Here is a 26,034-nt window from a genome sequence, read left to right as displayed (position 1 = left end):
GACTTCCTTGCGCCGCATGATCTTTCCTCTGTTGCTCGGCCTTGTCGGCGGGGCTGTGCTGATCTCGCTGGGTCTTTGGCAGATGCAGCGCCTTGCCTGGAAAGAGGCGATCCTGGCCGATATCTTGGCCCGGATCACCGCCGCCCCGGTTGCCCTTCCCGCCAGCCCCGACCCCGTATCCGACCGCTACCTGCCGGTCCGGGCCGAGGGGCGTTTCACGGGGCAAAGCCTTGATGTGCTGGTCAGCCGCAAGCAAATCGGTGCGGGCGTCCGGGTGATCGAGGTGTTCGAGACCGGAGGACGCCGGATCATGGTGGATCGCGGGTTCATTCCCGACGACCGGCGCGCCGATCCCCGCCCCTCGGGGCCCGCATTGGTGACCGGCAATCTGCACTGGCCTGAAGAGGTGGACAGTTTCACCCCCGAACCCGACAGCCGCACGGGGCTTTGGTTTGCCCGCGATGTGCCCGCCATGGCCGCGCATCTGGAGGCCGAACCGCTGCTTGTCATCGCCCGCGAACCGACTGCTGCGGAGATCGAGCCGGTTCCGGTCGATATAACGGATATTCCGAATGACCATTTCGGCTATGCGGTGCAGTGGTTCGGGCTGGCGGCAGTGTGGTTGGGGATGACAGGCTTTCTTCTGTGGCGTATCAGACGCCGGATGATCTAGGGACGGGACCGACAGGCATGAAGTATATTTCCACCCGTGGCAGCGCACCGGTCCTGCCCTTCGGTGAGGCGATGATGACGGGGCTGGCGCGCGATGGCGGGCTTTATGTCCCCGAGACCATTCCGCAGATGACCCATGACGAGATCGCGGCGCTGGCTGGTCTGCCTTATGGCGATGTGGCCTTCCGGGTGATGTGGCCCTATCTAGGTGACACTTTTACCGAGACCGAGTTTCGTGGTCTGATCGCAAAGGCCTATGAAGGCTTCGGCCATGCGGCCCGCGCGCCGCTGGTGCAGATCGGCGCCGATCATTTCCTGCTGGAACTGTTCCACGGGCCCACCCTGGCCTTCAAGGATTTCGCGATGCAGCTCATCGGGCAGATGATGCAGGCGACGCTGGCGAAATCGGGGCAGCGGATCACGATTGTGGGGGCCACTTCGGGCGATACGGGATCGGCCGCGATCGAGGCGTTCCGGGGCCTTGCCAATGTCGATGTCTTCATCCTGTTCCCGCATGGCCGCGTGTCCGAGGTGCAGCGCCGCCAGATGACGACGCCCACGGAATCCAATGTCCATGCCATTGCAATGGATGGCGATTTCGACGATTGCCAAGCGCGCGTGAAGGATATGTTCAACGATTTCGACTTCCGCGACGGGGTGCGTCTTGCGGGGGTGAACTCGATCAACTGGGCGCGGGTTCTGGCGCAGGTGGTCTATTACTTCACTGCCGCCGTGTCGCTGGGGGCGCCGCATCGCAAGGTCGATTTCACCGTGCCCACGGGGAATTTCGGCGATATCTTCGCGGGCTATATCGCCCGGCGGATGGGGCTGCCCATCGGGCGGCTGATCGTGGCGACCAACCAGAACGACATTCTGGACCGGGCACTGAAAACCGGGGAATACCGCCCCGACGGGGTGCGCCCCTCGATCAGCCCCTCGATGGATATTCAGGTCTCGTCGAATTTCGAGCGCGCGCTGTTTGACGCTTACGGCCGCGATGGCGCGGCGGTGGCGCAGCTGATGGCCGAACTGAAGACCGGCGGTTTTAGCATCTCGCAGGGTGCCGCAGAGATGCTGCGCGAAACCTTCGCCTCGGGCAGTTGCAGCGAGGAAGAAACCAGCGCCACGATCAAGCTGACGCATGAGGCGACGGGTGAGGTGCTGTGCCCGCACAGCGCCGTCGGCGTCCATGTCGCCGAAAGCCATCTGGGCGGCGCGCCGATGGTGACGCTGGCCACCGCCCATCCGGCGAAGTTCCCCGATGCGGTCGAGGCCGCGATGGGGGTTCGCCCCGCCCTGCCGCCGCGCATGGCCGATATGTTTGACCGGGCCGAACGGATGACCCGCCTGCCGAATGATCTGGCAAAACTGCAGGCGCATATCCGCGCCAATATCGCCGAAAGGACCGCCAATTGACCAGCCGCCTGACGACGCTTGCCAATGGTTTCCGCATCGTCACCGAGGACATGCCGGGGCTGAAATCGGCCTCGGTCGGGATCTGGATCACCGCCGGCGGGCGGCATGAGCGGGCCGAGCAGAACGGCATCGCGCATTTTCTGGAACATATGGCCTTCAAGGGCACGACCACCCGCAGCCCCCTGCAGATCGCCGAGCAGATCGAGGATGTGGGCGGCTATATCAACGCCTATACCAGCCGTGAGATGACCGCCTATTACGCAAGGGTGCTGGCCGAGGATGTGCCGCTGGCGCTTGATGTGATCGGGGATATCGTGCTGAACCCGGTTTTCGACCCGAAAGAGATCGAGGTTGAACGTCATGTGATCCTGCAGGAAATCGGGCAGGCGCTGGACACGCCCGATGACATCATCTTCGACTGGCTGCAGGAGGCGTGCTACCCCGATCAGGCCTTCGGCCGCACGATCCTTGGACCGGCGGAACGGGTCGCGGGCTTCTCGCGTGAGGATCTGACGCAGTTCGTCGCCGAACATTACAGCCCCGACCACATGATCCTGTCAGCGGCGGGCGCGGTGGATCATGACGCCATTGTCGCGCAGGCCGAGGCGCTGTTCGGCGCGCGCACCGCACGCGGCTCGGCCTTGCTGGAGCCTGCGCAGTTCCGGGGCAGTGAGCGGCGCGTGGTGAAGAAGCTGGAGCAGGTGCATTTCGCGCTGGCCTTTGACGCGCCCGGCTATCGTGCCCCGGATGTCTATGCCGCGCAGATCTATGCGATGACGATGGGCGGCGGCATGTCCTCACGCCTGTTTCAGAAGGTGCGGGAGGAGCGGGGATTGTGCTATTCGATCTTCGCGCAATCGGGCGCTTATGAGGATACCGGCCAGATCACCGTCTATGCGGGGACATCGGCGGCCGAAATCGGTGATCTGACCCAGATCACACTGGATGAGATGAAGCGCGCGGCGGATGACATGACCGATGCCGAGGTCGCGCGGGCGCGCGCGCAGATCAAGGCTGGGATGCTGATGGGGCTGGAAAGCCCATCAAGCCGGGCCGAGCGTCTGGCGCGGCTGCTGGCGATCTGGGGCAGGGTGCCCGCCCCGGAAGAGGCCGTGGCCAAGATCGACGCGGTGACCACGGCAGATGTGCGCGGCGTGGCCGAACGGCTGCTGGAGGCCGATACGGCGCTGGCGCTTTACGGCCCCGTGCGCCGCGCCCCGGGTCTTGAGGCGATCCGCCAGCGGCTTGCCGCCTGATGTTCGGCCTGCGGCGCAAGGTCCGGCTGGAGACAGAGCGCATGACGCTGCGCCTGCCCCAGCACGGGGATTGGCGGCTCTGGTCGGATCTGCGCGCCGGATCTGCCGGGTTTCTGACCCCGTGGGAACCGGTCTGGGCCTCGGATCATCTGTCGCGGCGGTCTTTCACCAACCGGGTCTATTGGGCGGCGCGGGCGGAATCGCAAGGCACGGCGCTGCCTTTGTTCCTGATCCGCCGGACCGATCAGGCGCTGATCGGGGCGATCACGCTGGACAATATCCGCCGTGGCCCGTCACAGGCCGGAACGGTCGGCTACTGGATCGGCCAGCCCTATGCGCGGCAGGGTTTCATGAGGGAGGCGCTGCTGGCGGTGGTGCATCACGCCTTTAGCGTCATGGATCTCAGCCGGGTCGAGGCCGCCTGCCTGCCGGAAAACACCGCGTCGCGCGGGGTGCTGGAGAAAAGCGGCTTCAAATATGAGGGCGTCGCGCAAAGCTATCTGCAGATCGCGGGGCGCTGGCGCAACCATGTGCTTTACGCCAGCTTGCGCCATGACCGGCGCGGCCGGACCGATGTGGGCTGATCGCGGGTGAAAGCGCCTGCGCGCGCTGACTGATTTTTTGGCAAATGGGCCCACATGGCCGCATCAGGGGGGACTCGGCGGGGCACATTTAGCCCTGCTGGCGCGATTGTGACCGGCGGGCTGCGCGATTCCCCCTAACCTTCTGCCATCAGGAGGTGCCGCCGATGATCCGATCTGCCCTTGCCGTCCTCATGGTCCTGCCACTGCCCCTCTTTGCGCAGGAGCGTATCCCCAGCCATTGCATCGCGCTGGCCGATCTGGGCTCCGAACGCCTCCATCGCGCCCGGTTTGAGTCGCCTGTGACCGAGGGCGAAGTGCGCATCCGCTATCTCGATCATGCCAGTTTCGCGCTGCGCGCGCCCTCGGGCCGGGTGATCGTGACCGACTACACCGGATATATCGGCCCGGTCGATATCGTCCCCGAGGTGGTGACGATGAACAATGCCCATGGCACCCACTGGACCGACCGCCCCGATCCGCGCATCCCGCATGTCCTGAAAGGCTGGGATGAGGCGGGGGGAGAGCCGGTGCATCAGCTGGATCTGGGTGAGATCCTTGTGCGCAATGTCGCGACCGATGTGCGCCGCTATGGTTCGGTGCGCCCGCATGGCAATTCCATCTTCATCTTCGAGGTGGCAGGTCTGTGCATCGGGCATCTAGGCCATTTGCATCACATACCGGATGACGAACAATTCGCGGCCATCGGGCGGGTCGATGTGCTGATGGTGCCAGTCGATGGCGGCTATACGCTGGATCTGCCTTCGATGATGCAGGTGGTGCAGCGGCTGCGATCCTCGGTCGTGCTGCCGATGCACTGGTTCTCGGGCGCCTCGCTGAACCGGTTTCTGACCGATATGGAGGCCGAGTTTGACGTGGTCCGGCTGGAAGACAGCCAGATTGACCTGTCGCTGGCGCGATTGCCCGGACGACCGACGATCATGGTGCTGGATCCCGAATGGCTGCCCTGAGATTTGCCGCACCCGCCTTGCGGAATTGATCTTTCCCCCCGCCTGTCGGTCGCGGTAGTCAGGGGCAAAGGGGAGGCCGATCATGCTCAATGACGCGACCGGGGACTTCATCCGCCAGCTGGAATCCTGCCTGCCCGAGGGCAGTCTGCGCGCGCCTGAACCCCGTGATCTGGAAGAGCCGCGCGGCCGCTATCAGGGGCGCGCGGCGGCGGTCGTGCGCCCGGCGACGGTTGCCGAGGTATCACAGGTGATCCGCACCTGCGCGGCGTCCCGGGTCGGTGTCATTCCGCTGGGCGGTGGCACCGGGCTGGTCGGCGGGCAAGTCATGCCTGAGGGGCCGGTGCCGATCCTTTTGTCTCTGGAACGGATGCGGTCCATCCGCGCGCTGCATCCGCAGGAAAACGTGCTGGTGGCCGAGGCCGGGGCCACACTGGCCGAAATCCGCGCCGCGGCGGAAGGCGTGGACCGGCTGTTCCCGCTGTCGCTGGCATCCGAGGGCACGGCGCGGATCGGCGGCAATCTGGCCACCAATGCGGGCGGGGTGAATGTGCTGCGCTACGGCAATGCGCGCGATCTCTGTCTGGGGCTTGAGGCGGTGCTGCCCGATGGCACGATCTGGAACGGGTTGAAGCGGCTGCGCAAGGACAATACCGGCTATGACCTGCGCAACCTGCTGATCGGGTCCGAGGGCACATTGGGCGTCATTACGGCGGCCAGCCTGAAACTGGTGCCGCGCCCGGCAGGAGAAGGCACGGCGTTTTTCGTGGTCGAGGATCCGGCGGCGGCGCTGTCGCTTCTGGCGCTGGCGCAGGACCGGCTGGGCGGGCTGATCTCGGCCTTTGAACTGATCGGTGGCACCGGGCTTGATTTCCTGACCGAGAAACTGCCCGATACGCGCCAGCCCTTCAGCCCCCGGCCCGACTGGATGGTGCTGGTCGAGCTGGGCCTTCCGCAGGGGCTGGACCCTGCCGCAGCACTGGAAGGGCTGTTCGAGGCGGGGCTTGAGGCGGGACTGGTCAGCGACGGGGTGATCGCGCAATCAGAGGCACAGCGCGCCGAATTCTGGGCCTTGCGCGAAACCATCCCGGCGGCGAACAAGCGGATCGGGGCGATTTCAAGCCATGACATCTCGCTGCCCTTGGGCCGGATCGCGGATTTCATCGCCGAGGCGGGGCCGGCGCTGGCCGCAATTGGCAATTGGCGGATCAACTGTTTCGGCCATCTGGGCGACGGCAACCTGCATTACAACGTCTTTCCTGTTCAGGGCGAAAGCCGCGCGCAGCATCAGGCCGCAGCGCCGTCGATCATGGCGATGGTGCATGACCTTGTGCATGCGCGCGACGGGTCGGTTTCTGCCGAACACGGAATCGGGCGGCTGAAGGTCGAGGATCTGGAACGCTATGGCGATCCGGCGAAACTGGCCGCGATGCGGACGATCAAGGATGCGCTGGATCCTTTGGGCATCCTGAACCCGGGCGCGGTGCTGCGGATGCGGTAGCAGGGCAGGCACCCGGCGTTTACAGCCCCTCGAATTCGCACAGGGTATGGATCGCCATGCCCATGCCTTCCAGTTTCTTCCGGCCGCCCAGATCGGGCAGATCCACCACGAAGGCGCAGCCCACGATCTCGGCCCCCAGCCGTTCCAGCAGGCGGATGCCCGCCTCGGCTGTGCCGCCGGTGGCCAGCAGATCATCGACCAGCAGCACCCGTTCCCCGGGCTGCAGGGCGTCCTCATGCATTTCCACCACCGCCTCACCATATTCCAGCGTGTAGGACTGGCTGATCGTCTGGCCCGGCAGCTTGCCCTTCTTGCGGATCGGCACAAAACCGGTGGACAACTGATGCGCCACCGCGCCGCCCAGAATGAAACCGCGCGCCTCAAGCCCCGCCACCTTGTCGATGCGCAGCCCGGCATAGGGCGCCAGCAACTGATCGACCGCCATGCGGAACCCGCGCGCATCGGCGAAAAGCGTGGTCACGTCGCGAAACAGGATCCCCTCATGCGGGAAATCGACGATGGTGCGGATGTAATCCTTGACGGTTTTCATGACGGCTCCGGTTCGGTCAGGACAGCAGACGGCCCGCCACGGCATCCAGCCGGGCCAGCAGATCGGGGTCGCGCGCATCGCGGGCGGTCATGATCGCATGATCCAGCGCGCGGTCGCAGCCATGGGGGCAAAGCGGCCGGTCAGGGCCAAGGATTGCGGGCAGGGCGGCCAGCAGCGCCTTGGCGCGGCCGGAATTGGCCTTCAGCACCGCAATCACCGCGGCCACATCCACGGCGCCATGATCGTCATGCCAGCAGTCATAATCGGTGACCATGGCAACGGTGGCATAACAAAGCTCGGCCTCGCGGGCCAGTTTCGCCTCGGGCATATTGGTCATGCCGATCACATCCGCGCCCCATTGCCGGTAAAGCCGCGATTCCGCACGGGTGGAAAACTGCGGCCCCTCCATCGCCAGATAGGTGCCGCCGCGATGCACGGTCACACCTGATGCGGCCCGGGCGCAGGCCTCCCCCAGACGCGGGCAGGTCGGATCGGCCATCGAGACATGCGCAACACAGCCTGCACCGAAAAAGGACTTCTCACGCGCGAAGGTGCGGTCGATGAACTGATCCACGATCACGAAATCGCCGGGCCGGTAATCGGCGCGCAGGCTGCCGCAGGCCGAAACCGAAATGATATCGGTGCAGCCCAGCCGTTTGAGCGCGTCGATATTCGCGCGGTAGGGCACATCGGTGGGGGCGAGCCGGTGGCCGCGGCCATGACGCGGTAGAAAGGCCATGGGAACACCGTCAAGGCGGCCCAGCAGCACCTCATCCGAAGGTTTACCCCAGGGTGATCTCACCTTGACCCAGCTTGCGCCTTCCAACCCGTCGATCTCATACAGGCCCGAGCCGCCGATCACGCCGATCATGGTTTTCATCGCTCTATCCCTTGCTGCCCTGGGCAGGATAGTCGCGGGGCCATGCCGGGGAAAGCGCTATCGCGGCGCGATGCGATTTCGGCATTTGCCCCTGTTCCTCCTGCATGTTACGCGGCCTAGCCGCTGGATTCGGGATGGGGGGCGCCATGTATCGTCTGGAGGAGGAGACCGAAGCCGACTGGTGGGAGGTGGAGGCGCTTTACGACCTTTGCTTCGCGCCCGGACGCACGGCGCTGTCCTCATACCGGCTGCGGGAGGGGGTTCCGACGGTGGCCTCGCTTTGCCTGGTGCTGCGCGATGCCGAGGGCGTTCTGGCCGCTGCCATCCGCTATTGGCCGGTTGAGGTGGGCGGACAGGATGCGCTGTTGCTGGGCCCTGTCGCGGTGCATCCGACCCGGCAGGGAGAGGGGTTAGGCGCATTGCTGATTACTGAAAGTCTGGCAGCCGCGCGCCGGCTTGGCTGGGAACGGGCGATGCTGGTGGGCGACGCGCCCTATTATTCCCGCTTCGGATTTCACAAGCTGGAAGGGGTGGAAATGCCGCCCCCCACCAATCCCGAGCGGGTGCTGGGGATCGCCTTGGTGCGCGACGGCTGGCAGGGCGTGCAGGGGGCCGTGACCCGTGCCAATGGCTGACGAGAGGGCCGCAGCCCTATCCGGCAGGCAGGATGCGTGGAAACAGGGCCGGATCCAGAGGCAGAAACGGTGCCTCCTGTCGGGGCAGTCCGACACTGCGCACAACCCTGAGGTGTAAAAAATACTTGACAAACGTCCCTTAGGTGTAGTCCCCGGCATCGGATTTGTCCGTTTCCGGCCATGGCAGGGGCAGTCTGACGGAGTCTGATAAGGCACGGATCGGGAATTTCTGTTGGATTTCAGGCGTTCCGGTGTCGGAAAATTCGAATCACTTTTGCATCAAATTGATTCTCTCTTGCCCGGGCACAGTTGTCTGAAAGGAACTGAAACCTGACTTTTCGACAGGTTTGCATCCAAAGGGGCAACAACCCCGGATCGGGCTGCAACGAAATTGTGGGCAAATTATGCCCGGGGTCACCCATCAGTTCAGGACGGCGATTTGTTGCTGACCCGACGACAATCACCCCTGAAGCGATGGCAGGCCGAGCGGATGATCTGCCTTGATTGCGGCGAAAACCTGCGAAACTGCGCCAGTTATGAGGTGAGCACGGTTTCCAGTTTCGAAACAGTCAGCCTTGTTTCACGACCGGAATCTGGCGCTGATCCATGGGTCTTGTATTTTCTTGACGCAAGTTCGCCATTATTCCCCTTTGCGTGCGCAGCGCTGCGGGAGTATTCAGTGAAGGCCCTTCTGGGAGGGCTATGGCCGTGGGGGCGGTCGAACTGAGTGTGGTGCGCGATATGTGCATTTGGGTAATGGATGCTGCCAAAGCCTGGGTCCTTTCGACCCTGGTCCCGGTTATCGGGACGATCCTGCTGTTCCGCCCGCGGGTCTTTGCCCGCGTTCCGGCGGTATGCCTCACTCCTTCGATGTGCCGGAATTTTGCGGTTGTGCCCTCTGGTCACCGCTCTGGTCGTGCGGCTGCGCTGCAGTCGCGGTTGATGGAATGGCGGCACCGCTGAGGCGGTTCCGGCCGATTTGGGGACAGGAAGCACATGCCGGTATTTGCGCTCTTTAATTTTGACGACACCAGCACTGTCGCGGCCGATTCCGCAGTCGGAAACGGCGCACAGGACGGGGTCTATCTGGACGGGGCCAGCGCTGTCGACGGGCGCGCGGTGCTGGACGGGGTGGATGACAAGGTCAAGATCTATGCCGATCCGACCTTCCAGATGCAGCGCGGCACGCTGGCAATCCAGTTTGCCCAGTCCGCGCATCAGGGCGACGGCGCCAATACGATCCTGTCACGCGACACGGCCGGAGAAAACCCGGGCGGCTTCCGCATCGAGGTGCTGGCCGATGGTTCGGTTCTGATCTCGCATGAATCCGAAGGGGAGACGACGACCTTCCAGACCGAGGCCGGGTTTCTGAGCCCCGGGGATGAGGTCAATCTCAGCTATTCCTGGGATGCGGAGGAGGGCGGCAGCGTTCAGATCACGAACCTGACCGACGGGGCGGCCTATTCGGCGGATGTTCCGGCGGGTCTGACGATGGATCAGGGCGACAGCAGCCAACCCTGGATCATCGGGGCGGGGCAGGCAAATTCCGACCCGGCGCAGCTGAACAATATCGATCAGTACTTCAACGGCTCGGTCGAGCATTTCTCGCTGTCCGACACGGTTGATAACGGGTCGCAGACGCCGGTCGCCAATCCCGACAGTGCCGAAACCGATGAGGATGTGCCCGTCGTGATCGACGTTCTGTCCAATGACAGCGATCCGCAGGGCCAGCCGCTGACCGTTACGGGCACGCCGGTTGCCGAAAACGGCACAGTGACCGTCAACCCGGATGGCACGCTGGTTTATTCGCCCGCCCCGGACTGGAACGGCACCGATACGATCACCTATGACGTGACCGACACGGACGTCAATACCGCCACCTCCACCGTCACGGTCACCGTCAACCCGGTCAATGACGCGCCGGTGGCGAATGACGATACGGCATCGACCACGCTGAACACGCCGGTCGTGATCGACGTTCTGGCCAATGACAGCGATGTGGATGGTGATGCGCTGCGCGTCGCGGGCTCTCCGGTCGTAGTGGGCGGTGCGGCGGTCGGTGTTGTCGCGGTCAATTCCGACGGCACCCTGACCTTCACCCCCGCCGATGATTTCGCCGGTGAGGCCGCGATCACCTATGTCGTGACCGATCCTGACGGCCTGACCGATGAGGCGACGGTTGTTGTGACCGTGTCCCCTGACGTCGACCGCGATGGCATCGTGCGCGGCACCGAAGGCGCCGACCTGATCGACGAGACCTATGTGGACCCCTATGACGGCGACCGCATTGACGCCGAGGATGCGATCATCCCCGGCGACGCGCCCAATGATGACCGGGTCGAGGCCGGGGCCGGGGATGACACCGTCTATTCCGGTGCGGGTGATGACACAGTTCTGGCCGGTGAGGGCAATGACCTTGTCTATGGTGGCGCGGGCCGGGACGAATTGCATGGCGAGGCTGGCAATGACACGCTTTATGGCGGTGCGGGTCATGACACGCTGATCGGCGGGGATGGCGAGGACCAGCTTTATGGCGGGGCCGGTGATGACCTGCTGCATGGCGATGCGGGCGATGACCGGATCTTCGGCGGCGACGGAAGCGACACGGTCTATGGCGGCGAGGGTGACAACTATATCGACACATCCGGCACGCGTCCGCTGCCCGATATCGACTATCCGGGTGTCTATCCGGCCGATACCGATCCCGAGAATGACCGCGATCTGGTCTTTGGCGGGTCTGGCAATGACACGATCCTGACCGGCGACGATGCCGATACGATCCATGCCGGGGCGGGGGATGACTTCGTCAATGCCGGGATCGACGCGGATCTGGTCTATGGCGGTGACGGCAATGACACGCTGATCGGTGGTGAAGGGGCCGATACCGTCTTTGGCGGCGCGGGCAATGACCTGATCTATGGCGGCCTCGATGACACGATCGGCGATGCGCTGGATCTGCCCGACGATGTCGATCTGCGCCCCGAAAACAACCCCGACCTTCTGTTCGGCGGTGAGGGCGACGATACGATCTATGGTCGTGACGATGCCGATATCATCTTCGGCGATGAAGGCAATGACCTGCTGTTCGGTGGCGTCGACAATGACACCATCTATGGCGGCGACGGCAATGACACGATCCATGGCGGGCCGGGCGTCAATGAGCTTTCGGGCGGCGCGGATCGCGACCTCTTCATCGTTGATGATGTGGCGGGCGGTCCCGGCACCTTCATTGATGGCGGTGAAGAGGGTGACGATTACGACACCCTTGACCTGCGCGGTTCCGGCCCGCTGCGCGTGACCTATGACGAGGACAATGTCGAGAACGGCATCGTCGACTTCCTCGATGCCGAGGGCAATCCGACGGGGCAGATGCGCTTCGTCAATATCGAGAATGTCATCCCCTGCTTTACCCCCGGCACGCTGATCGCGACGCCGAAGGGTGAGGTTCCGGTGGAGCGCCTGCGCGCCGGGGATCGGGTCATCACCCGCGATAACGGCATTCAGGAAATCCGCTGGACTGGTGCCAAGGTCATGGACGGGGGCGCCTTTGTCGCCAATCCGCATCTGCGGCCCATCATGATCCGTCAGGGTAGCCTTGGGAACGGCCTGCCCGAACGCGATATGATGGTCAGCCCGAACCACCGGGTTCTGGTCGCCAATGACCGCACCTCGCTCTATTTTGACGAGCATGAGGTGCTGGTTGCGGCCAAGCATCTGGTGGGTGCGCGCGGTATCTTCGAGGTCGAAAGCCTTGGCACCACCTATCTCCACTTCATGTTCGACCAGCATGAGGTTGTGCTGTCGGACGGGGCGTGGACCGAAAGCTTCCAGCCCGGTGATTACACGCTCAAGGGTATGGGCAATGCGCAGCGCAATGAGATCTTTGAGCTGTTCCCCGAACTGAAAAGCGAACAGGGGATGGAAGGCTATATGGCGGCGCGCCGCACCCTGAAAAAGCATGAGGCCCGTCTGCTGACGCGCTGACCCCGGACGGTTAACCAGTTGCAGCTGATGCGTCGTCTTGGGGGCGCGCGTATCGAGGAAAAGGGGCGATCCTGTCGCCCCTTTTCCTTTTTCAGGACTGCAGCCTTGCGGCACGCCATGCGGCCCAGTCCTCGGGCGTGTCCAGATCGGTGGTTGCGCGCAGGCCGGGCAGGGGCACCATGCGCAGCCGCGCAGCCTCGGTCCGCAACAGATTGCGCGCGCCGCTATCGCCGGTGATCCCGGCAAGGGCCGGGCGCGCCCAATCCGGGATAAGCACCGGATGGCCGGGGCGGCCCGCAGCATCGGTCGCGCGCAGGATCAGATCCGGCGTTGCGTGATGTTCTGCAATCATCCGGGACAGATCGGCGCTGTCGATCTCGGGCAGGTCTGCCAGATGCAGCAACACCGCGCCCGGTGGGGCCGCCACCAGCCCCCGTCGCAAGGACGCCGCCATGCCGCTTGCCGCATCGGGCACCGCGACGCTTTGGTAATTCAGCCCCGCCAGCGCCGCAATCCGCGCTGTGCGGGCCGGATCCAGCGCCACCAGCACCGGCAGACCCGTCGCCGCTGCCGCCATGACCGCCCGGGCGATCTGGGGGCGGTCGTCGATCTGTTCCATCAACTTGTCCCCCCCCCGCATCCGGGATGAGGAACCGGCGGCAAGGATCAGGATCGCGGGCATGGGCGGGTTCCGGCACTGGTTGCGCCGCCCATCTGGCCCCGGCCCCCTGCGCGGGTCAAGCCCCGGCGCCGCGTCCAACGGCCCGCCCGAGGGTGCGGCAGGGTAAACCCGCCTGTGCGCCGTCCTGCCTTGGCAGGTCGGGGCGGGCCGCTTACATCTTGGGAAACAAGGCCAACCGATGAGGACAGAATGAGCGATTATACCCCCCCGAAGGTCTGGGAATGGAAACAGGGCAATGGCGGCACCTTCGCCTCGACCAACCGCCCCATTGCCGGGGCCACGCATGAAAAGGAACTGCCGGTCGGCAAGCACCCGCTGCAGCTTTATTCACTGGCCACGCCCAATGGGGTGAAGGTCACGGTGATGCTGGAGGAACTGCTGGCCCTTGGCCATAAGGGCGCGGAATATGACGCCTGGCTGATCAAGATCGGCGATGGCGATCAGTTCGGATCGGGCTTTGTCGATGTGAACCCGAATTCCAAGATCCCGGCGCTGATGGACCGGTCCGGGGACAGCCCGGTGCGGGTGTTCGAAAGCGGCTCGATCCTGCTGCATCTGGCCGAGAGGTTCGGGGAATTTCTGCCGAAATCCGGCCCCGGACGGACCGAGACACTGAACTGGCTGTTCTGGCAGATGGGGTCAGCCCCCTATCTGGGCGGCGGTTTCGGGCATTTCTACGTCTATGCCCCGGATAAGATCGAATATGCGATCGACCGTTTCACGATGGAGGCCAAGCGCCAGCTTGACGTTCTGGACCGGCAGCTTGCCGACCGGCCCTATATTGCGGGACAGGATTATTCGATCGCTGATATCGCGATCTGGCCCTGGTATGGGCAGGTTCTGCTGGGCAATGTTTATAACGCGGCAGAATTCCTGAATGTTGAAAGCTATACGAATGCGATGGACTGGGCAAAACGCATTGCCGAACGTCCTGCGGTCAAGCGGGGCCTGATGGTCAATCGCAGCTTTGGCGATGCCGCCATGCAACTGCATGAACGCCATGATGCGTCGGATTTTGAGTTGAGAACGCAAGACAAGATCGGCTGATAAGCTCTAGATCTAAAACGAAAAAGGCCGCCCTGCCGGGCGGCCTTTGTCTTTGCCGCAAGGGGCGGATCAGCCTGCTTTGGCCAGATCGCGCAGCACATAGTGCAGCACGCCGCCATGCTCGACATATTCCTTCTCGATGGCGGTATCGATCCGGCATTTCAGGCCGATCTCCTTCACCGAGCCATCGGCATAGGTGATCGTGCAAGGCACGGTGGACAGCGGCTTCAGATCACCCTCCAAGCCCTTGATGTCGATGGATTCGTCACCCTTCAGCCCCAGCGATTTGCGGGTATCGCCGTTGGTGAACTCAAAGGGAATGACACCCATGCCGACGAGGTTCGAACGGTGGATCCGCTCAAAGCTTTCGGCGATCACGGCCTTGACGCCCAGAAGCGCCGTGCCCTTGGCCGCCCAGTCGCGGCTGGACCCGGCCCCGTATTCGATGCCGCCAAAGATGACCAGCGGAACGCCCTTGTCCTGCCATGCCATCGCGGCATCGAAGATCGAGGTCTGTTCGCCGTCCGGACCCTTGGTATAGCCGCCCTCGACGCCGTCAAGCATCTCGTTCTTGATGCGGATATTGGCGAAGGTGCCGCGCATCATCACCTCATGATTGCCACGACGCGACCCGTAAGAGTTGAATTCGCGCGGGGCAACCTGACGCTCGGTCAGATAGCGCCCGGCGGGGGTCGTGTCCTTGAAAGACCCTGCGGGCGAAATATGGTCGGTGGTGATCATGTCACCCAGAAGGGCCAGCACCCGCGCGCCCGCGATGTCCCTTATGACACCGGGTTCCTTGTCCATGTCCCTGAAATAGGGCGGGTTCTGGATATAGGTCGAGGAGGCCGGCCAGTCATAGGTTTCCGAATCCGGGGTCTGCACGCCCTGCCATTTCGGATCCCCCTTGAAGACATCGGCATATTTCTTCTGGAAGGCGGCCCGCGTCACGGTCTGCTGCACCAGATCGGCGATTTCCTCATTCGTGGGCCAGATATCCTTCAGATAGACCGGCTTGCCATCCTTCGACATTGCCAGCGGATCCTTGGAAATGTCGATATTCATGTCGCCTGCAATCGCATAGGCCACGCAAAGCGGCGGCGAGGCAAGGTAGTTGGCGCGCACATCGGGGCTGATGCGGCCTTCGAAATTGCGGTTGCCCGACAGAACGGCGGTGGCGACCAGATCGCCCTCGTTGATGGCCGCCGAAATCTCGGGCTGCAGGGGGCCGGAATTGCCGATGCAGGTGGTGCAGCCATAGCCGACAAGGTTGAAGCCAAGCGCGTCCAGATCTTCCTGCAGGCCCGCCGCCTCAAGATATTCGCTGACAACCTGGGATCCGGGGGCCAGCGAGGTCTTGACCCAGGGCTTGCGGGTCAGGCCAAGGGCGCGCGCCTTGCGCGCCACCAGCCCCGCCCCGATCAAAACCGAGGGGTTGGACGTATTGGTGCAGGAGGTGATCGCCGCGATGACAACCGAACCGTCATGCAGTTCGTAATCCTCGCCCTGCACCATGGCACGGGAAAATCCGGTCGTATTGCCCGGCAGGACCAACGGGGCGGGGCTGCCACCCTCGTCCACCATTTCGGCCTTTTCCTCGTCCGAAACCGTTGTGATCTTGCGCAGTCCCCGGATATAGTCGCCGAAAGCATGCGCTGCCGTATCCAGCGGCAGGTAATCCTGCGGGCGCTTGGGGCCGGAAATGGCGGGCACGATGGTGCCCATGTCCAGTTCCAGCGTCGAGCTGTAGATCGGGTCGTAATCCGCACCACGCCACATGCCGTTTTCACGCGCATAGGCCTCGACCAGCGCAATCCGGTCCTCATCCCGCCCGGTTTGGCGCAGATATTTCAGTGTTTCATTGTCAATCGGGAAGAAGCCGCAGGTCGCGCCATATTCGGGGGCCATATTGGCGATGGTCGCGCGGTCTGCCAGCGGCAGATGGTCCAGCCCTTCGCCATAGAATTCGACGAACTTGCCGACCACGCCATGTTTGCGCAGCATCTGCACGACTTTCAGCACAAGGTCGGTCGCGGTGGTGCCTTCCATCATGCGGCCGGTCAGCCTGAAGCCAACGACCTCGGGGATCAGCATCGACACCGGTTGGCCCAGCATCGCGGCCTCGGCCTCGATCCCGCCCACACCCCAGCCCAGAACGGCCAGACCGTTGACCATGGTGGTATGGCTGTCGGTGCCCACCAGCGTGTCGGGATAGGCCACTTCTTCACCGTGCTGGTCCTTGTCGGTCCAGACGGTCTGGGCCAGATATTCAAGGTTCACCTGATGGCAGATCCCGGTGCCGGGCGGCACGACGCGGAAATTGTCAAAGGCGTTCTGCCCCCATTTCAGGAAGGTATACCGCTCCATATTGCGTTCATATTCGCGGTCCACATTCATCTGGAACGCGCGGGGATTGCCGAATTCATCAATCATCACCGAATGGTCGATGACCAGATCGACCGGGGCCAGCGGGTTGATCTGCTGGGCATTGCCACCCAGACCGATGATCCCGTCGCGCATCGCGGCAAGGTCGACCACCGCCGGAACCCCGGTGAAATCCTGCATCAGCACCCGGGCCGGACGATAGGCAATCTCACGCGGGTTCTGGCCACCCTGTTTTGCCCATTCGCCAAAGGCGCGGATGTCATCGACCGAAACGGTCTTGCCATCCTCATAGCGCAGCATGTTTTCCAGCACGACCTTCAGCGCGGCGGGCAGGCGGGAAAAATCGCCCAGTCCCGCAGCCTCGGCCGCCGGGATCGAGTAATAGGCGACGGTTGCGCCGCCTGCGGTCAGGTTTCGGCGGGTCTTGGTGCTGTCATGTCCGACGGTGACGGTCATATCTGGCCTCCTGGCTGGATGGGCGGTAAAGCGCTTCTCACCTTGCGTCATGCCCTGAAAGGGGGGCGCGGGGCAAGGGAGTCGCGCCTTTGTATACATTTGTATGCCGAAAATCCAGCCCCGAAATCGGCAGCGGCATTGCGGTCACGGCGCGGCGAGTGCGGGCGAAACGAGGCTCGCAAAACCTTGATTGGCGGGGGCGGATCGGATTGGCTAGACGTAGATCGGCAAGAGGGCAGGATTGATGGATATGGCAGGCAGGTTCGTCGCGGCGGTCGCAGGCATGATGGCGCTGGCCGGAACTGCCATCGCCCAACAGGGGACCACCCAACAGGAGGGGGTGACTGCGCCCGCAGCACAGCCCGTGATGCCCGCGCCCGTGGTGATTGAACTTTATACCTCGCAGGGCTGTTCTTCCTGTCCGCCGGCGGATGAATTCATGGCCCGGCTGGCCGAGGATCCGCGCGTGATCGCGCTGGCACTGCATGTCGATTACTGGGACTATCTTGGCTGGAAGGATCGTTTTGCCGATGCGCAATTCACCGCGCGGCAGAAATCCTATGCCAAGGCGATCCGGGATCGCATGGTCTATACGCCGCAGATGATCGTGCAGGGGCAAGAGCGTGTTGTCGGGTCACGCGTCGAAGAGGTCGAGGCTGCAATCCTGCGCCATATCGACCGGCCCGGCACCGTGCATCTGGTGGTGGAGCGTGAGACGGGCGGCACGGGCCGGATCATCATCCGGGCCGAGGCCGATCCGCCGCCGAAATCTGCCCTGCGGGTGCAGCTTGTGCGCTACCGCCCCTCGGAAGAGGTGGAAATCGGCCGTGGAGAAAATTCGGGCCGCAGCATGATCTACCACAATATAGTCACCTCATGGCAGGTTCTGGGCGAATGGAACGGCCAGAGCCCGCTGGTGATGGAGGCCGAGGCGGCGGGAAGTGAACCGGCCGTCGTGATCCTGCAAAGCGAAGGCCCGTCCGAAATTGTCGCGGCGCAGCGCCTGCCCTGAGAGCTGCCTGTTTCAGTCGCGCGCCCGGGGGGTAAGGGCCCGCGACTGACGTTCCGTTCCGGCAGAGCGCGGTGGCGGTCGGCGTCACTTCCAGCGGCGGTGAATCCAGAACCACTGGTCCAGATGGTCGCGCACCAGTCGTTCCAGACTGTCATTCAGCGCCTGCGTCATCTCCTCGGGCGTGCCCCTGGGGATCGGCGCCTCGACCACGATGCGGAAATCCAGCCCGTTTTCCATGCGGATGCCATAAGTCGGCACCAGCAGCGCATCATATTTCAGCGCCAGTTCGGCGGCCGAAAGCGCGGTCATCGCGGTATGGTCGAAAAAGGACAGCGCCGCGCCATGGCGCATATGCTGATCCATCAGCAGCCCCAGCATCCCGCCCGATCGCAGAAATCGCACCATATCGCCCAGCCCCGCCCTCCCGCGCGGAAAGACCGGGGTGCCGATGCGTGAAATGGCGGCGACGTAATGGGCGTTGAAATGCGGATCGCCCATCGGACGGTAAAGCGCGCCAACGCGGTAGCCCTTGGCGATCAATGCGGCGCGCGAGGCGTCGTAATTGCCGAAATGCCCGGTCACAAGGATCACCGGCCGGCCTGCACGATGCGCCTCATCCAGCGCGGCCAGACCTTCGCCTTCCAGCGGCGTGGCGGTGGCACGGGCTGTGAATTCGGGGCCGGAATAGATTTCGATCAGGGTGCGGCCCACATTGCGCGGCACATCCCGCACCAGACGGTGCACCTCTGCCTCAGGCAGGTCGGGCAGCACAAGCGCCAGGTTTTCCCGCACCCGGCGGTCATATCCCGCAATCGGGGCGATGATCCGCGCCATGACCCAGCCACAAAGCGGCACTCGCCAGGCATAGGGCAGCAGCAACAGGCCGGAAATCAGCCCCCGGAGCGCAAGGCTTTCCAGTCGTTTGCCGATGCTTCTGCTGTTCTCGTCTGACAATCGACACCTGTCTGGTGGCCTGCGCGGGTTCTGCCAACCGACATAAAGTCAGCCCGCCCCGATCACAAGGCTTGGCGCTGGCGCAGGGGGGGCTTGGCGCTGGTGCAAGGGGGGGCTTGGCGCTGGCGCAGGGCGCGCTTGGAACTGGCGCAGAGGGGGCTTGCAGGGGGGGGCGGGCCGGGACCGGCGCGACAAGGCGCGATTCCGCTGTCAGGATCCGGCAGCGCCTGATGGATCCGACTGCCCCGCCGCCATAACCCGGTGCGCGGGCGGAATCCGCCTGCCCAAGGCCGGGGCTCTGACGCCGGGTCTGCGCATTGCACCCCCGCAATGTCCGGCTGGCGCATGGCAGGGGACCGGATGCGCGCGGGGCTTTGTGCGTTCAGCCCTCCTCCTCGGGATCGACCAGAACCAGTTCGCCGGCATTTTCCAGATCCCGGATTGTCAGGATCACCGCATTCATCGCGGTTTCGGCATCGCGGTCGCGCACCTTGCCCCGGGTTTCCATCTCTTCGCGCAGGGCCTGCGCCATGCGCTGCGACATGTTCGACAGCAGAAATTCGGCCGCCAGTGCGGTTTCGGGGGCGGTCATGGCGACGGCCAGTGCGGTGACCAGAACGGGTTGATCCATCATGCGGATGACCTTCGGCACATCGCGCGGCGCGATTCGGGCGGGAATATGCAGGAAGGTGAAGATCGCCTTGCGCACCTCTTCGGCAAAACCCGCATCCTCGGACTCCAGACCCTCCAATACATCGTCGCGCCGGATCTGCGGCACGACATTCAGGATGGCCCCCACGCGCTGCACCGGGCCGGTTTCAAAGGCGCGCAGCGGCTGATTGTCCAGCCGCGCCGCCAATGCCTGCCCGATCCGGCGCACGGTTTCGGGATCGACATTGCCGGTCAGCGAAACCGCATAGGCGATGCGGCGCGCCCGGTCCCCGGTCATACGGCCCAGCAGATCGGCCGCCTTGGGCACCGGCAGCTTGGACAGCAGCACCGCAGCGACCTCGGTTCCTTCCTCCTCGATCACCGGAAGCAGGCGATCCAGGGGCAGGGCGGCAATCCGTTCCCAGGGATCGGCGCGCGAAGATCCCGCCGCCATGCGCCGCAGCCGTCCGGCGGCGCCGGGGCTGATATGGCCATCCATGATGGTCAGTGCGCCCTCAATCCCGCCTGGGAAGGACAGGCCGACCTCTTCCAGTTCGGTCAGGAAATCGTTGATGACGGCGGAAAGCGTCGCGCGATCCACCAGCCGCATCTTGCCGATCTGCTCGGTCAAGCGGGCCTGCAGGTGGTCGGGCAGGGCGGCAAGGGGCAGCGCCGTTCCCTCGGACAACAGCAGCCGCACAATCACGGCCGCCTTTTCGCGACCGTTCAGGCTGCGGGGCAGCACGCGCCTGCCCGGATCGGCCACAGCCGCCTGAGCGGGCGAAACAGGGCGTTGCCCGCCTTTCATCACTGCCTGCGTCATCTGACCCCCGATTCTGGCTGAGACCAGTCTGGGATGCGCCGGTTAACGCGGGCTTACGGTCTGGGCCTTCTGTCAGCCGGTGACGGGCACGCAGGCGCGGGTTTCGGCATCATAGGTGGTGCCGTCACCACAGCTCATCGCGCTGTGCTTTGAGCCCGCGCAATAGGCTGCCGCCATTCCGGGGGAAAGCATCAGGGCAATCAGGGCAATCGCAGCTTTGGTTTTCATGGGCCGTCCTTTCCTGTGTTGATCTTGACCTGTCGGGCGCAGAACTCTGCCAAAGGGCGGATCTCCGGGCCTGACCCAGCGTAACATGCGAATCAAAAAGGCCGGGCGCATTTCCGCGCCCGGCCGCTTCACCGATCCGTTACCGGCCCTTCTTCGGGCCGGTTCTGCCTGTTTCGCACGCAGGTGCGGCCCGTCCAGTCCTGAAGTCAGGCCCCGAAAACCCGCGCAAAGATCGTGTCCACATGTTTGGTGTGATAGCCAAGGTCGAATTTTTCCTCGATCTCGGCCGGGCTCAATGCCGCAGTCACTTCGGCATCGGCCAGCAGTTCGGTCTTGAAATCGGCGCCCTGTTCCCAGACCCGCATCGCATTGCGCTGGACCAGACGATAGGCGTCTTCGCGGCTGAGCCCGGCCTGGGTGAGTGCCAGCAAGACGCGCTGGCTCATCACCAATCCCCTGAACTTGTTCATGTTGGCCAGCATTGTCTCGGGATAGATCACCAGCTTTTCCACCACGCCTGCCAGCCTGTGCAGCGCAAAATCCAGCGTGACGGTCGTATCCGGCCCGATCGCCCGCTCGACCGAGCTGTGCGAGATGTCACGCTCATGCCAGAGGGTCACATTCTCCATCGCGGGAATGACCGACATGCGCACCAGCCGCGCCAGCCCGGTCAGGTTTTCGGTCAGCACCGGATTGCGCTTATGCGGCATGGCGCTGGAGCCCTTCTGGCCGGGGGAGAAGAATTCCTCGGCCTCCAGCACCTCGGTGCGCTGCATGTGGCGGATTTCGGTGGCGATATTCTCGATGCTGCTGGCGATCACCCCCAGCGTGGCAAAGAACATCGCATGTCGGTCGCGGGGAATGACCTGCGTCGAAATCGGCTCGGGCGTCAGATCCAGCATCTTGCAAACGTGTTCTTCCACCGCCGGGTCGATATTGGCGAAGGTGCCGACCGCGCCAGAAATCGCGCCGGTGGCAATCTCGGCCCGCGCAGCCACCAGCCGGGCCCGGCCGCGCGCCATTTCTGCATAGAAGCGCGCAAAGGTCAGGCCCATGGTCGTGGGTTCGGCATGGATGCCATGGCTGCGCCCGATGCGCACGGTATCCTTGTGCTCATGCGCGCGGGTCTTCAGCGCGGCCAGCACCCGGTCCATCCCGGCAAGCAGAAGGTCCGATGCCCGGACCAGCTGCACATTCAGCGTGGTATCCAGAACATCCGACGAGGTCATGCCCTGATGCACGAAACGCGCCTGATCGGACCCCACATGTTCGGCCAGATGGGTCAGGAAGGCGATGACGTCATGTTTGGTCACGGCCTCGATCTCGTCGATGCGGGCCACGTCGAATTTGACATCCTTTGCGCGCCAGACGGCCTCGGCGTTTTCCTTCGGGATCACGCCAAGGGCGGCCTGTGCGTCGCAGGCATGGGCCTCGATCTCGAACCAGATCCGGAACTTGGTTTCGGGCGACCAGATGGCGACCATCTCGGGGCGGGAATAGCGCGGGATCATGGGGCAGGGGCCTTTCGTCAGGACGGGCGGAAAATGCGCCTTTCCCTTACGGCGCGAACGCCCCGGGGGCAAGCCGCCCGGGATGCGGGGATCGACCGGGCGGCCGCATCGGACCGCCAATCCGGGAATTTCCGCGCCGCTTCTGCCGTGGCGAATCGGTTCGGTCATTCTGTCCGGATCGTTCAGTCCGGGCGGGGAGGGGCGAAGTAATCGGGATAGGCGGCATTGATGCGCGGCAGATCCTCAAGCATCTGACACAGATGAACGCGCATCGCGGTTTCGGCCCGGTCGGGATTGCCGGTGGCCAGCGCGTCGATCACGCCTGCATGCTGGGTGATCAGCACATTCACGGGAAAATCCTGCGTTGCCAGAAAGCGCACCCGGTCGAGTTGCGATTTCAGCTTTTGCAGATGGTCCCATGCCCGGCCCTTGCCTGCGGCCTCGGCGATGGTGCGGTGGAACACCTCATCCAGCCGCAGAAAGCGCGCGGGATCCGTCAGGGCCTCATGCTGCTGGGCAAGATTGTCGCGCAGGACTGCGACAAGTTCCGCGCCGCCGCGTTCGGTGGCCAGCCGGATCAGATCGGCCTCCACCGCTTCGCGCACGAAACGGGCATCCAGCACCTCTTCGGCCGAGATCTTGGAAACGAAGGTGCCGCGTTGCGGCCAGACCTCCAGAAGCCCCTCGCCGGCAAGGCGGATGAAGGCCTCGCGCACGGGCTGACGGGAGATGCCCATGGCATTGGCGATTTCCTGTTCGGAAAGGCGCATGCCCGGTTTCAGTTCCCCCGTCAGGATCGAATCGCGCAGGAGCGAGATTGCCTGCGTCTGGGCCATGCGGTCGGGTTCGATGCGGAAATTCAACGTCGGTCGTGTCAAAGGGGCTTGTCCCATACTGGTCACTCCGTCGCTTCTTGCATCTTTCCCGACCTTTCGGAAGCTACTGCACGAATTGCGGCATGATGAGCCTCGGAAGCCACAGGATGATCTGCGGCATCAGTACGATCATCAAGAGCACACCGAACATCGGCAGCAGGATGATCCCGACATCCTTCATCGCATTGACCAGCCGGATTTGCCCGATAGAGGCCGAGATCAGCAGACAAAGCCCGTAAGGCGGCGTCACAAGGCCGAAGGACAGGCTCATTACCCCGATGATGGCGAAATGGATCGGATGGATACCGACATGGGCCGCCACGGGCATCAGCACCGTGCCAAGGATGATGATGGCCGGGATCGCGTCGATGAACATCCCGATGATCAGGAAGGCCACCGCAATCATGATGCCCGTGCCGACCCAGCCAAGCCCCAGCATTTCAATCTGGTTAACAAGGGCGGCAGGGATCTTGAAATACGCGAGAACCCAGCCGAAAGCCGAGGCCGTGCCGATACAGAAGAGCGTGATCGCGGCAAAGCGCGCGCTGTCATATAGCACACCGGCCAGCTGACGCGGCTTGATGGTGCGGTAGACGAACAGCCCGAGGAACAGCGAATAGATCACCGCTACGACCGAAGCCTCGGTCGGGGTGAAGAAGCCGCCGACGATCCCGCCCACGATGATGATCGGGGTCATCAGCGCAAGGCTGGCGCCTGCGACCGCGCTCATCAACTCGCGGAAGGTGGTGCGGTCATAGACCGGATAGCCGCGCCGCTTGGCATAGATATAGACAGTGATCATCTGGCTGAGCGCGATCAGGATGCCCGGCACGACACCGGCCAGAAACAGACCGCCAATGGAAACCGACATCAGCCCGCCCCAGATCACCATCAGGATCGAGGGCGGAATGATGACCCCCATGACCGAGGAACAGGCCGTGATCGCCACGGCGAAGGAGGCATCATAGCCTTCCTTCTTCATCTGCGGGATCAGGAGCGACCCGATGCCCGCGGCATCGGCGGTCGAACTGCCCGAGATGCCGGCGAACAGCATCGAGACGGTGACGTTCACATGGCCCAGACCGCCCGGAAGATGGCCGACCAGCGCCTTGGCCAGCCGGATCAACCGGTCGGTGATCCCGGCCGAGTTCATCAGATTGGCAGCCATCAGGAAGAAGGGCACCGCCAGCAGGACGAAGGCGTTGTAGCTTTTGAACATCTCGCGCATCAGCAGCGAGGGCGTCAGGCGCGGGTCGATGAAGAACACCGGCACCACGGCAAGGCCGAGCGCAAAGGCCACGGGCACGCGCAGGACGACCAGCACTGCGAACGTGCTGAACAGGATGAATGCAACTTCTGCGGGACCCATTATTCGTTTCCTGCCTTGATAGCGTGGTAGTCGTTCCAGATGTTTTCCAGCGTGAACAGGGCCCAGGTTGCCCCGGCCAACGGCCAGGCGACATAGATCCATTGCATCGGCAGGCCGAAAATCTCGGAGAGTTGTCTTGCGCCAAGCCTGTAGAAGTCGATGCCCCACCACAGGAAAGACAGCGCCATCACCATGATTGCGCCATGGACGACAAGCTGCGCCAGAAAATTGACCTTCGGGCTTTCACTGCGAGGCAGAAGATCCACGTCGAAATGTGTCCGGTCGCGCACAGCGATCATTGCGCCGATCATGATGATCCAGATGAAGCAGAAGCGCGCAAGCTCTTCTGTCCAGATGTAGCGGGGGATCATGACAGAATAGCGGCTTGCGATCTGCATCGTCACAGGGACGATCAGAACCGCGATGAGGATTGTCAGAATGATCTGCAACAGCCGGTAATAGCCGTGGATCAGCACGCGCATGACTTCGGACCCTTGAATTTGGGGTTGGATTATCCCGGAAAGCCGGGTCCGGCAGGCGCGGGAGCGCCACCTGCCGGATCCGGTTTGTCCGTGGTTACTGAACCGCCTCGATCGCGTCGAGAACGGCCGTGGCACCCAGTTCTTCGGCATAGGCGCGCTTCACCGGGGCTGCGAGTTCCAGCAACTGGTCACGCTCGGTGAAGACATGGGTCGTCAAGAGTCCCGCATCCTCCATGCTTTTCAGCTTCTGCGCGTCTTCGGTGCTTTCGACCTCACGGCCAAGCTTGCCACCGATCCGGCCCGCTTCGATGATACAGGCCTGTTCGGCCTCGGTCAGACGCTGGAAGGTGGCTTCCGCAATGGCCAGCGGACGCACCGTGATCGCGTGATTGGTCAGCGAGATATGGGGGCCGACCTCATAGAACTTCATCTGCTCAAGGCCCGCCGCCTCATTCTCGGCGGCATCAATCACGCCGGTCTGGATGGCGTTATAGACCTCTGCATAGGCGATGACCGACGGGGCGGCCGTGATCGCCTCGAAAATCTGGATCTGGATCGGTGCGCCCATGACACGGATCGGAAGGCCCGCAAGTTCGGCCATGTTCGTGATCGGCTTGTTCACGATCATGTTGCGCGTGCCGCCGCCCGAATAACCGATAATCCGGACATTGGCCTTTTCCAGAACGTCATCGGCCAGGGGCTGCATCGCGTCGCTGTCCAGAACCTTGTTCCAGTGATCGAGATCGCGGAACAGGAAGGGCATGTCCATCAGCGGCGCCTGCTGCGAGAAGGTGGACATATGCGAGGGCGAAACGATGGCGTAATCGACTGCGATGCCCTGGCTCATATTCTCGAAATAGTCCTTTTCGAGGCCGAGTTCCGAGTTCAGGTGCAGATCAAAGGTCAGCGAGCCGCCAGAGCATTCGCTGGCCACACGTTCGAATTCGCGCATTGCCTTGGTAAAGGCGTGGTCCTCGTTGAATTGCGATGCGCCGACCAGTTCGGTCGCGCCGACCGGTGCGGCCATGAGGGCGGCAAGGCTGACGCCAAGTGCGAGTCTCTTCATTTGTATCTCCTCCACGTTGCGCCGGGGATTCTCCCGATCTCCGGCTTGTG

Annotated in this window: 22 protein-coding genes; 10 read left to right on the top strand and 12 right to left on the bottom strand. The window is 63.5% G+C overall.

Going from position 1 to position 26,034, the window contains the following annotated elements; genetic code table 11:
- Window positions 1–16 precede the first annotated feature (16 nt).
- From JL811_RS10715 to JL811_RS10690, 6 genes are all read left to right on the top strand, one after another.
- Complete coding sequence (locus tag JL811_RS10715; RefSeq protein WP_202688942.1) at window positions 17–673, top strand: SURF1 family protein; 657 nt, start codon at window positions 17–19, stop codon at window positions 671–673.
- Window positions 674–690: 17 nt separating this feature from the next.
- A complete protein-coding gene (gene thrC / locus JL811_RS10710) occupies window positions 691–2,088 on the top strand; it encodes a threonine synthase (RefSeq protein ID WP_202688626.1) in 1,398 nt (465 codons plus the stop codon).
- Window positions 2,085–3,344, top strand: a complete 1,260-nt coding sequence (locus tag JL811_RS10705; RefSeq protein ID WP_202688625.1) for a M16 family metallopeptidase — start codon at window positions 2,085–2,087, stop codon at window positions 3,342–3,344. Before thrC ends, JL811_RS10705 begins: the two co-directional genes overlap by 4 nt.
- Window positions 3,344–3,928, top strand: a complete 585-nt coding sequence (locus JL811_RS10700) for a GNAT family N-acetyltransferase (protein WP_202688624.1) — start codon at window positions 3,344–3,346, stop codon at window positions 3,926–3,928. Before JL811_RS10705 ends, JL811_RS10700 begins: the two co-directional genes overlap by 1 nt.
- A gap of 164 nt (window positions 3,929–4,092) precedes the next feature.
- Window positions 4,093–4,896, top strand: a complete 804-nt coding sequence (locus JL811_RS10695; protein ID WP_202688623.1) for an MBL fold metallo-hydrolase — start codon at window positions 4,093–4,095, stop codon at window positions 4,894–4,896.
- Between the two features lie 82 nt (window positions 4,897–4,978).
- Window positions 4,979–6,394 (top strand): FAD-binding oxidoreductase, encoded by a 1,416-nt coding sequence (locus JL811_RS10690; RefSeq protein WP_202688622.1) that lies wholly within the window; start codon window positions 4,979–4,981, stop codon window positions 6,392–6,394.
- A 19-nt stretch (window positions 6,395–6,413) separates the two neighbouring features.
- Here the strand turns inward: JL811_RS10690 and JL811_RS10685 are convergent, their stop codons facing one another.
- Together JL811_RS10685 and JL811_RS10680 are read right to left on the bottom strand one after the other, a co-directional pair.
- Window positions 6,414–6,944 carry an adenine phosphoribosyltransferase gene (locus JL811_RS10685; RefSeq protein ID WP_202688621.1) on the bottom strand — a complete coding sequence of 177 codons (531 nt, stop codon included), beginning with the start codon at window positions 6,942–6,944 and terminating at the stop codon, window positions 6,414–6,416.
- 16 nt (window positions 6,945–6,960) lie between these two features.
- Window positions 6,961–7,824, bottom strand: a complete 864-nt coding sequence (locus tag JL811_RS10680) for an S-methyl-5'-thioadenosine phosphorylase (RefSeq protein WP_202688620.1) — start codon at window positions 7,822–7,824, stop codon at window positions 6,961–6,963.
- Window positions 7,825–7,970: 146 nt separating this feature from the next.
- On the opposite strand from JL811_RS10680, the gene JL811_RS10675 reads away from it, so the two are divergent.
- Entirely contained in the window at window positions 7,971–8,459 is a 489-nt protein-coding gene (locus JL811_RS10675) for a GNAT family N-acetyltransferase (RefSeq protein WP_202688619.1), read from the top strand.
- 996 nt (window positions 8,460–9,455) lie between these two features.
- Window positions 9,456–12,443 (top strand): Hint domain-containing protein, encoded by a 2,988-nt coding sequence (locus JL811_RS10670; RefSeq protein ID WP_202688618.1) that lies wholly within the window; start codon window positions 9,456–9,458, stop codon window positions 12,441–12,443.
- 91 nt (window positions 12,444–12,534) lie between these two features.
- Here the strand turns inward: JL811_RS10670 and JL811_RS10665 are convergent, their stop codons facing one another.
- Window positions 12,535–13,125: a nucleotidyltransferase family protein gene (locus JL811_RS10665; RefSeq protein ID WP_202688617.1), complete on the bottom strand. Its 591-nt coding sequence runs from the start codon at window positions 13,123–13,125 to the stop codon at window positions 12,535–12,537.
- Between the two features lie 189 nt (window positions 13,126–13,314).
- Here JL811_RS10665 and yghU point away from each other — a divergent pair, with 189 nt between their 5' ends.
- A complete protein-coding gene (yghU, locus tag JL811_RS10660) occupies window positions 13,315–14,172 on the top strand; it encodes a glutathione-dependent disulfide-bond oxidoreductase (protein WP_202688616.1) in 858 nt (285 codons plus the stop codon).
- Between the two features lie 69 nt (window positions 14,173–14,241).
- On the opposite strand, the gene acnA is transcribed toward yghU, so the two are convergent.
- The gene (acnA, locus tag JL811_RS10655; RefSeq protein WP_202688615.1) at window positions 14,242–17,013 is read right to left on the bottom strand and encodes an aconitate hydratase AcnA; all 2,772 of its coding nucleotides are present in this window, start codon (window positions 17,011–17,013) and stop codon (window positions 14,242–14,244) included.
- Window positions 17,014–17,257: 244 nt separating this feature from the next.
- Between acnA and JL811_RS10650 the strand changes: the two genes are divergently transcribed.
- Window positions 17,258–18,025: a DUF1223 domain-containing protein gene (locus JL811_RS10650; RefSeq protein ID WP_420496777.1), complete on the top strand. Its 768-nt coding sequence runs from the start codon at window positions 17,258–17,260 to the stop codon at window positions 18,023–18,025.
- 84 nt (window positions 18,026–18,109) lie between these two features.
- Here JL811_RS10650 and JL811_RS10645 read toward each other — a convergent pair whose 3' ends face one another.
- From JL811_RS10645 to JL811_RS10610, 8 genes are all read right to left on the bottom strand, one after another.
- A complete protein-coding gene (locus JL811_RS10645; RefSeq protein WP_237684926.1) occupies window positions 18,110–18,979 on the bottom strand; it encodes a lysophospholipid acyltransferase family protein in 870 nt (289 codons plus the stop codon).
- A gap of 382 nt (window positions 18,980–19,361) precedes the next feature.
- Complete coding sequence (locus JL811_RS10640) at window positions 19,362–20,453, bottom strand: flagellar motor switch protein FliG (RefSeq protein WP_202688613.1); 1,092 nt, start codon at window positions 20,451–20,453, stop codon at window positions 19,362–19,364.
- 72 nt (window positions 20,454–20,525) lie between these two features.
- The gene (locus tag JL811_RS10635; RefSeq protein WP_202688990.1) at window positions 20,526–20,681 is read right to left on the bottom strand and encodes a hypothetical protein; all 156 of its coding nucleotides are present in this window, start codon (window positions 20,679–20,681) and stop codon (window positions 20,526–20,528) included.
- A gap of 206 nt (window positions 20,682–20,887) precedes the next feature.
- Window positions 20,888–22,192, bottom strand: a complete 1,305-nt coding sequence (purB, locus tag JL811_RS10630) for an adenylosuccinate lyase (RefSeq protein WP_202688612.1) — start codon at window positions 22,190–22,192, stop codon at window positions 20,888–20,890.
- Window positions 22,193–22,374: 182 nt separating this feature from the next.
- Window positions 22,375–23,070, bottom strand: a complete 696-nt coding sequence (locus JL811_RS10625; RefSeq protein ID WP_237684925.1) for a GntR family transcriptional regulator — start codon at window positions 23,068–23,070, stop codon at window positions 22,375–22,377.
- Between the two features lie 61 nt (window positions 23,071–23,131).
- Entirely contained in the window at window positions 23,132–24,436 is a 1,305-nt protein-coding gene (locus tag JL811_RS10620; RefSeq protein ID WP_202688611.1) for a TRAP transporter large permease, read from the bottom strand.
- The gene (locus JL811_RS10615) at window positions 24,436–24,918 is read right to left on the bottom strand and encodes a TRAP transporter small permease (protein WP_202688610.1); all 483 of its coding nucleotides are present in this window, start codon (window positions 24,916–24,918) and stop codon (window positions 24,436–24,438) included. Before JL811_RS10615 ends, JL811_RS10620 begins: the two co-directional genes overlap by 1 nt.
- A gap of 94 nt (window positions 24,919–25,012) precedes the next feature.
- Window positions 25,013–25,984 (bottom strand): TRAP transporter substrate-binding protein, encoded by a 972-nt coding sequence (locus JL811_RS10610; RefSeq protein ID WP_202688609.1) that lies wholly within the window; start codon window positions 25,982–25,984, stop codon window positions 25,013–25,015.
- Between the last annotated feature and the right edge of the window lie 50 nt (window positions 25,985–26,034).

Source organism: Szabonella alba, from assembly GCF_016765775.1.
Taxonomy (GTDB): domain Bacteria; phylum Pseudomonadota; class Alphaproteobacteria; order Rhodobacterales; family Rhodobacteraceae; genus Szabonella; species Szabonella alba.
This window is presented reverse-complemented; position numbering and strand designations above follow the sequence as displayed.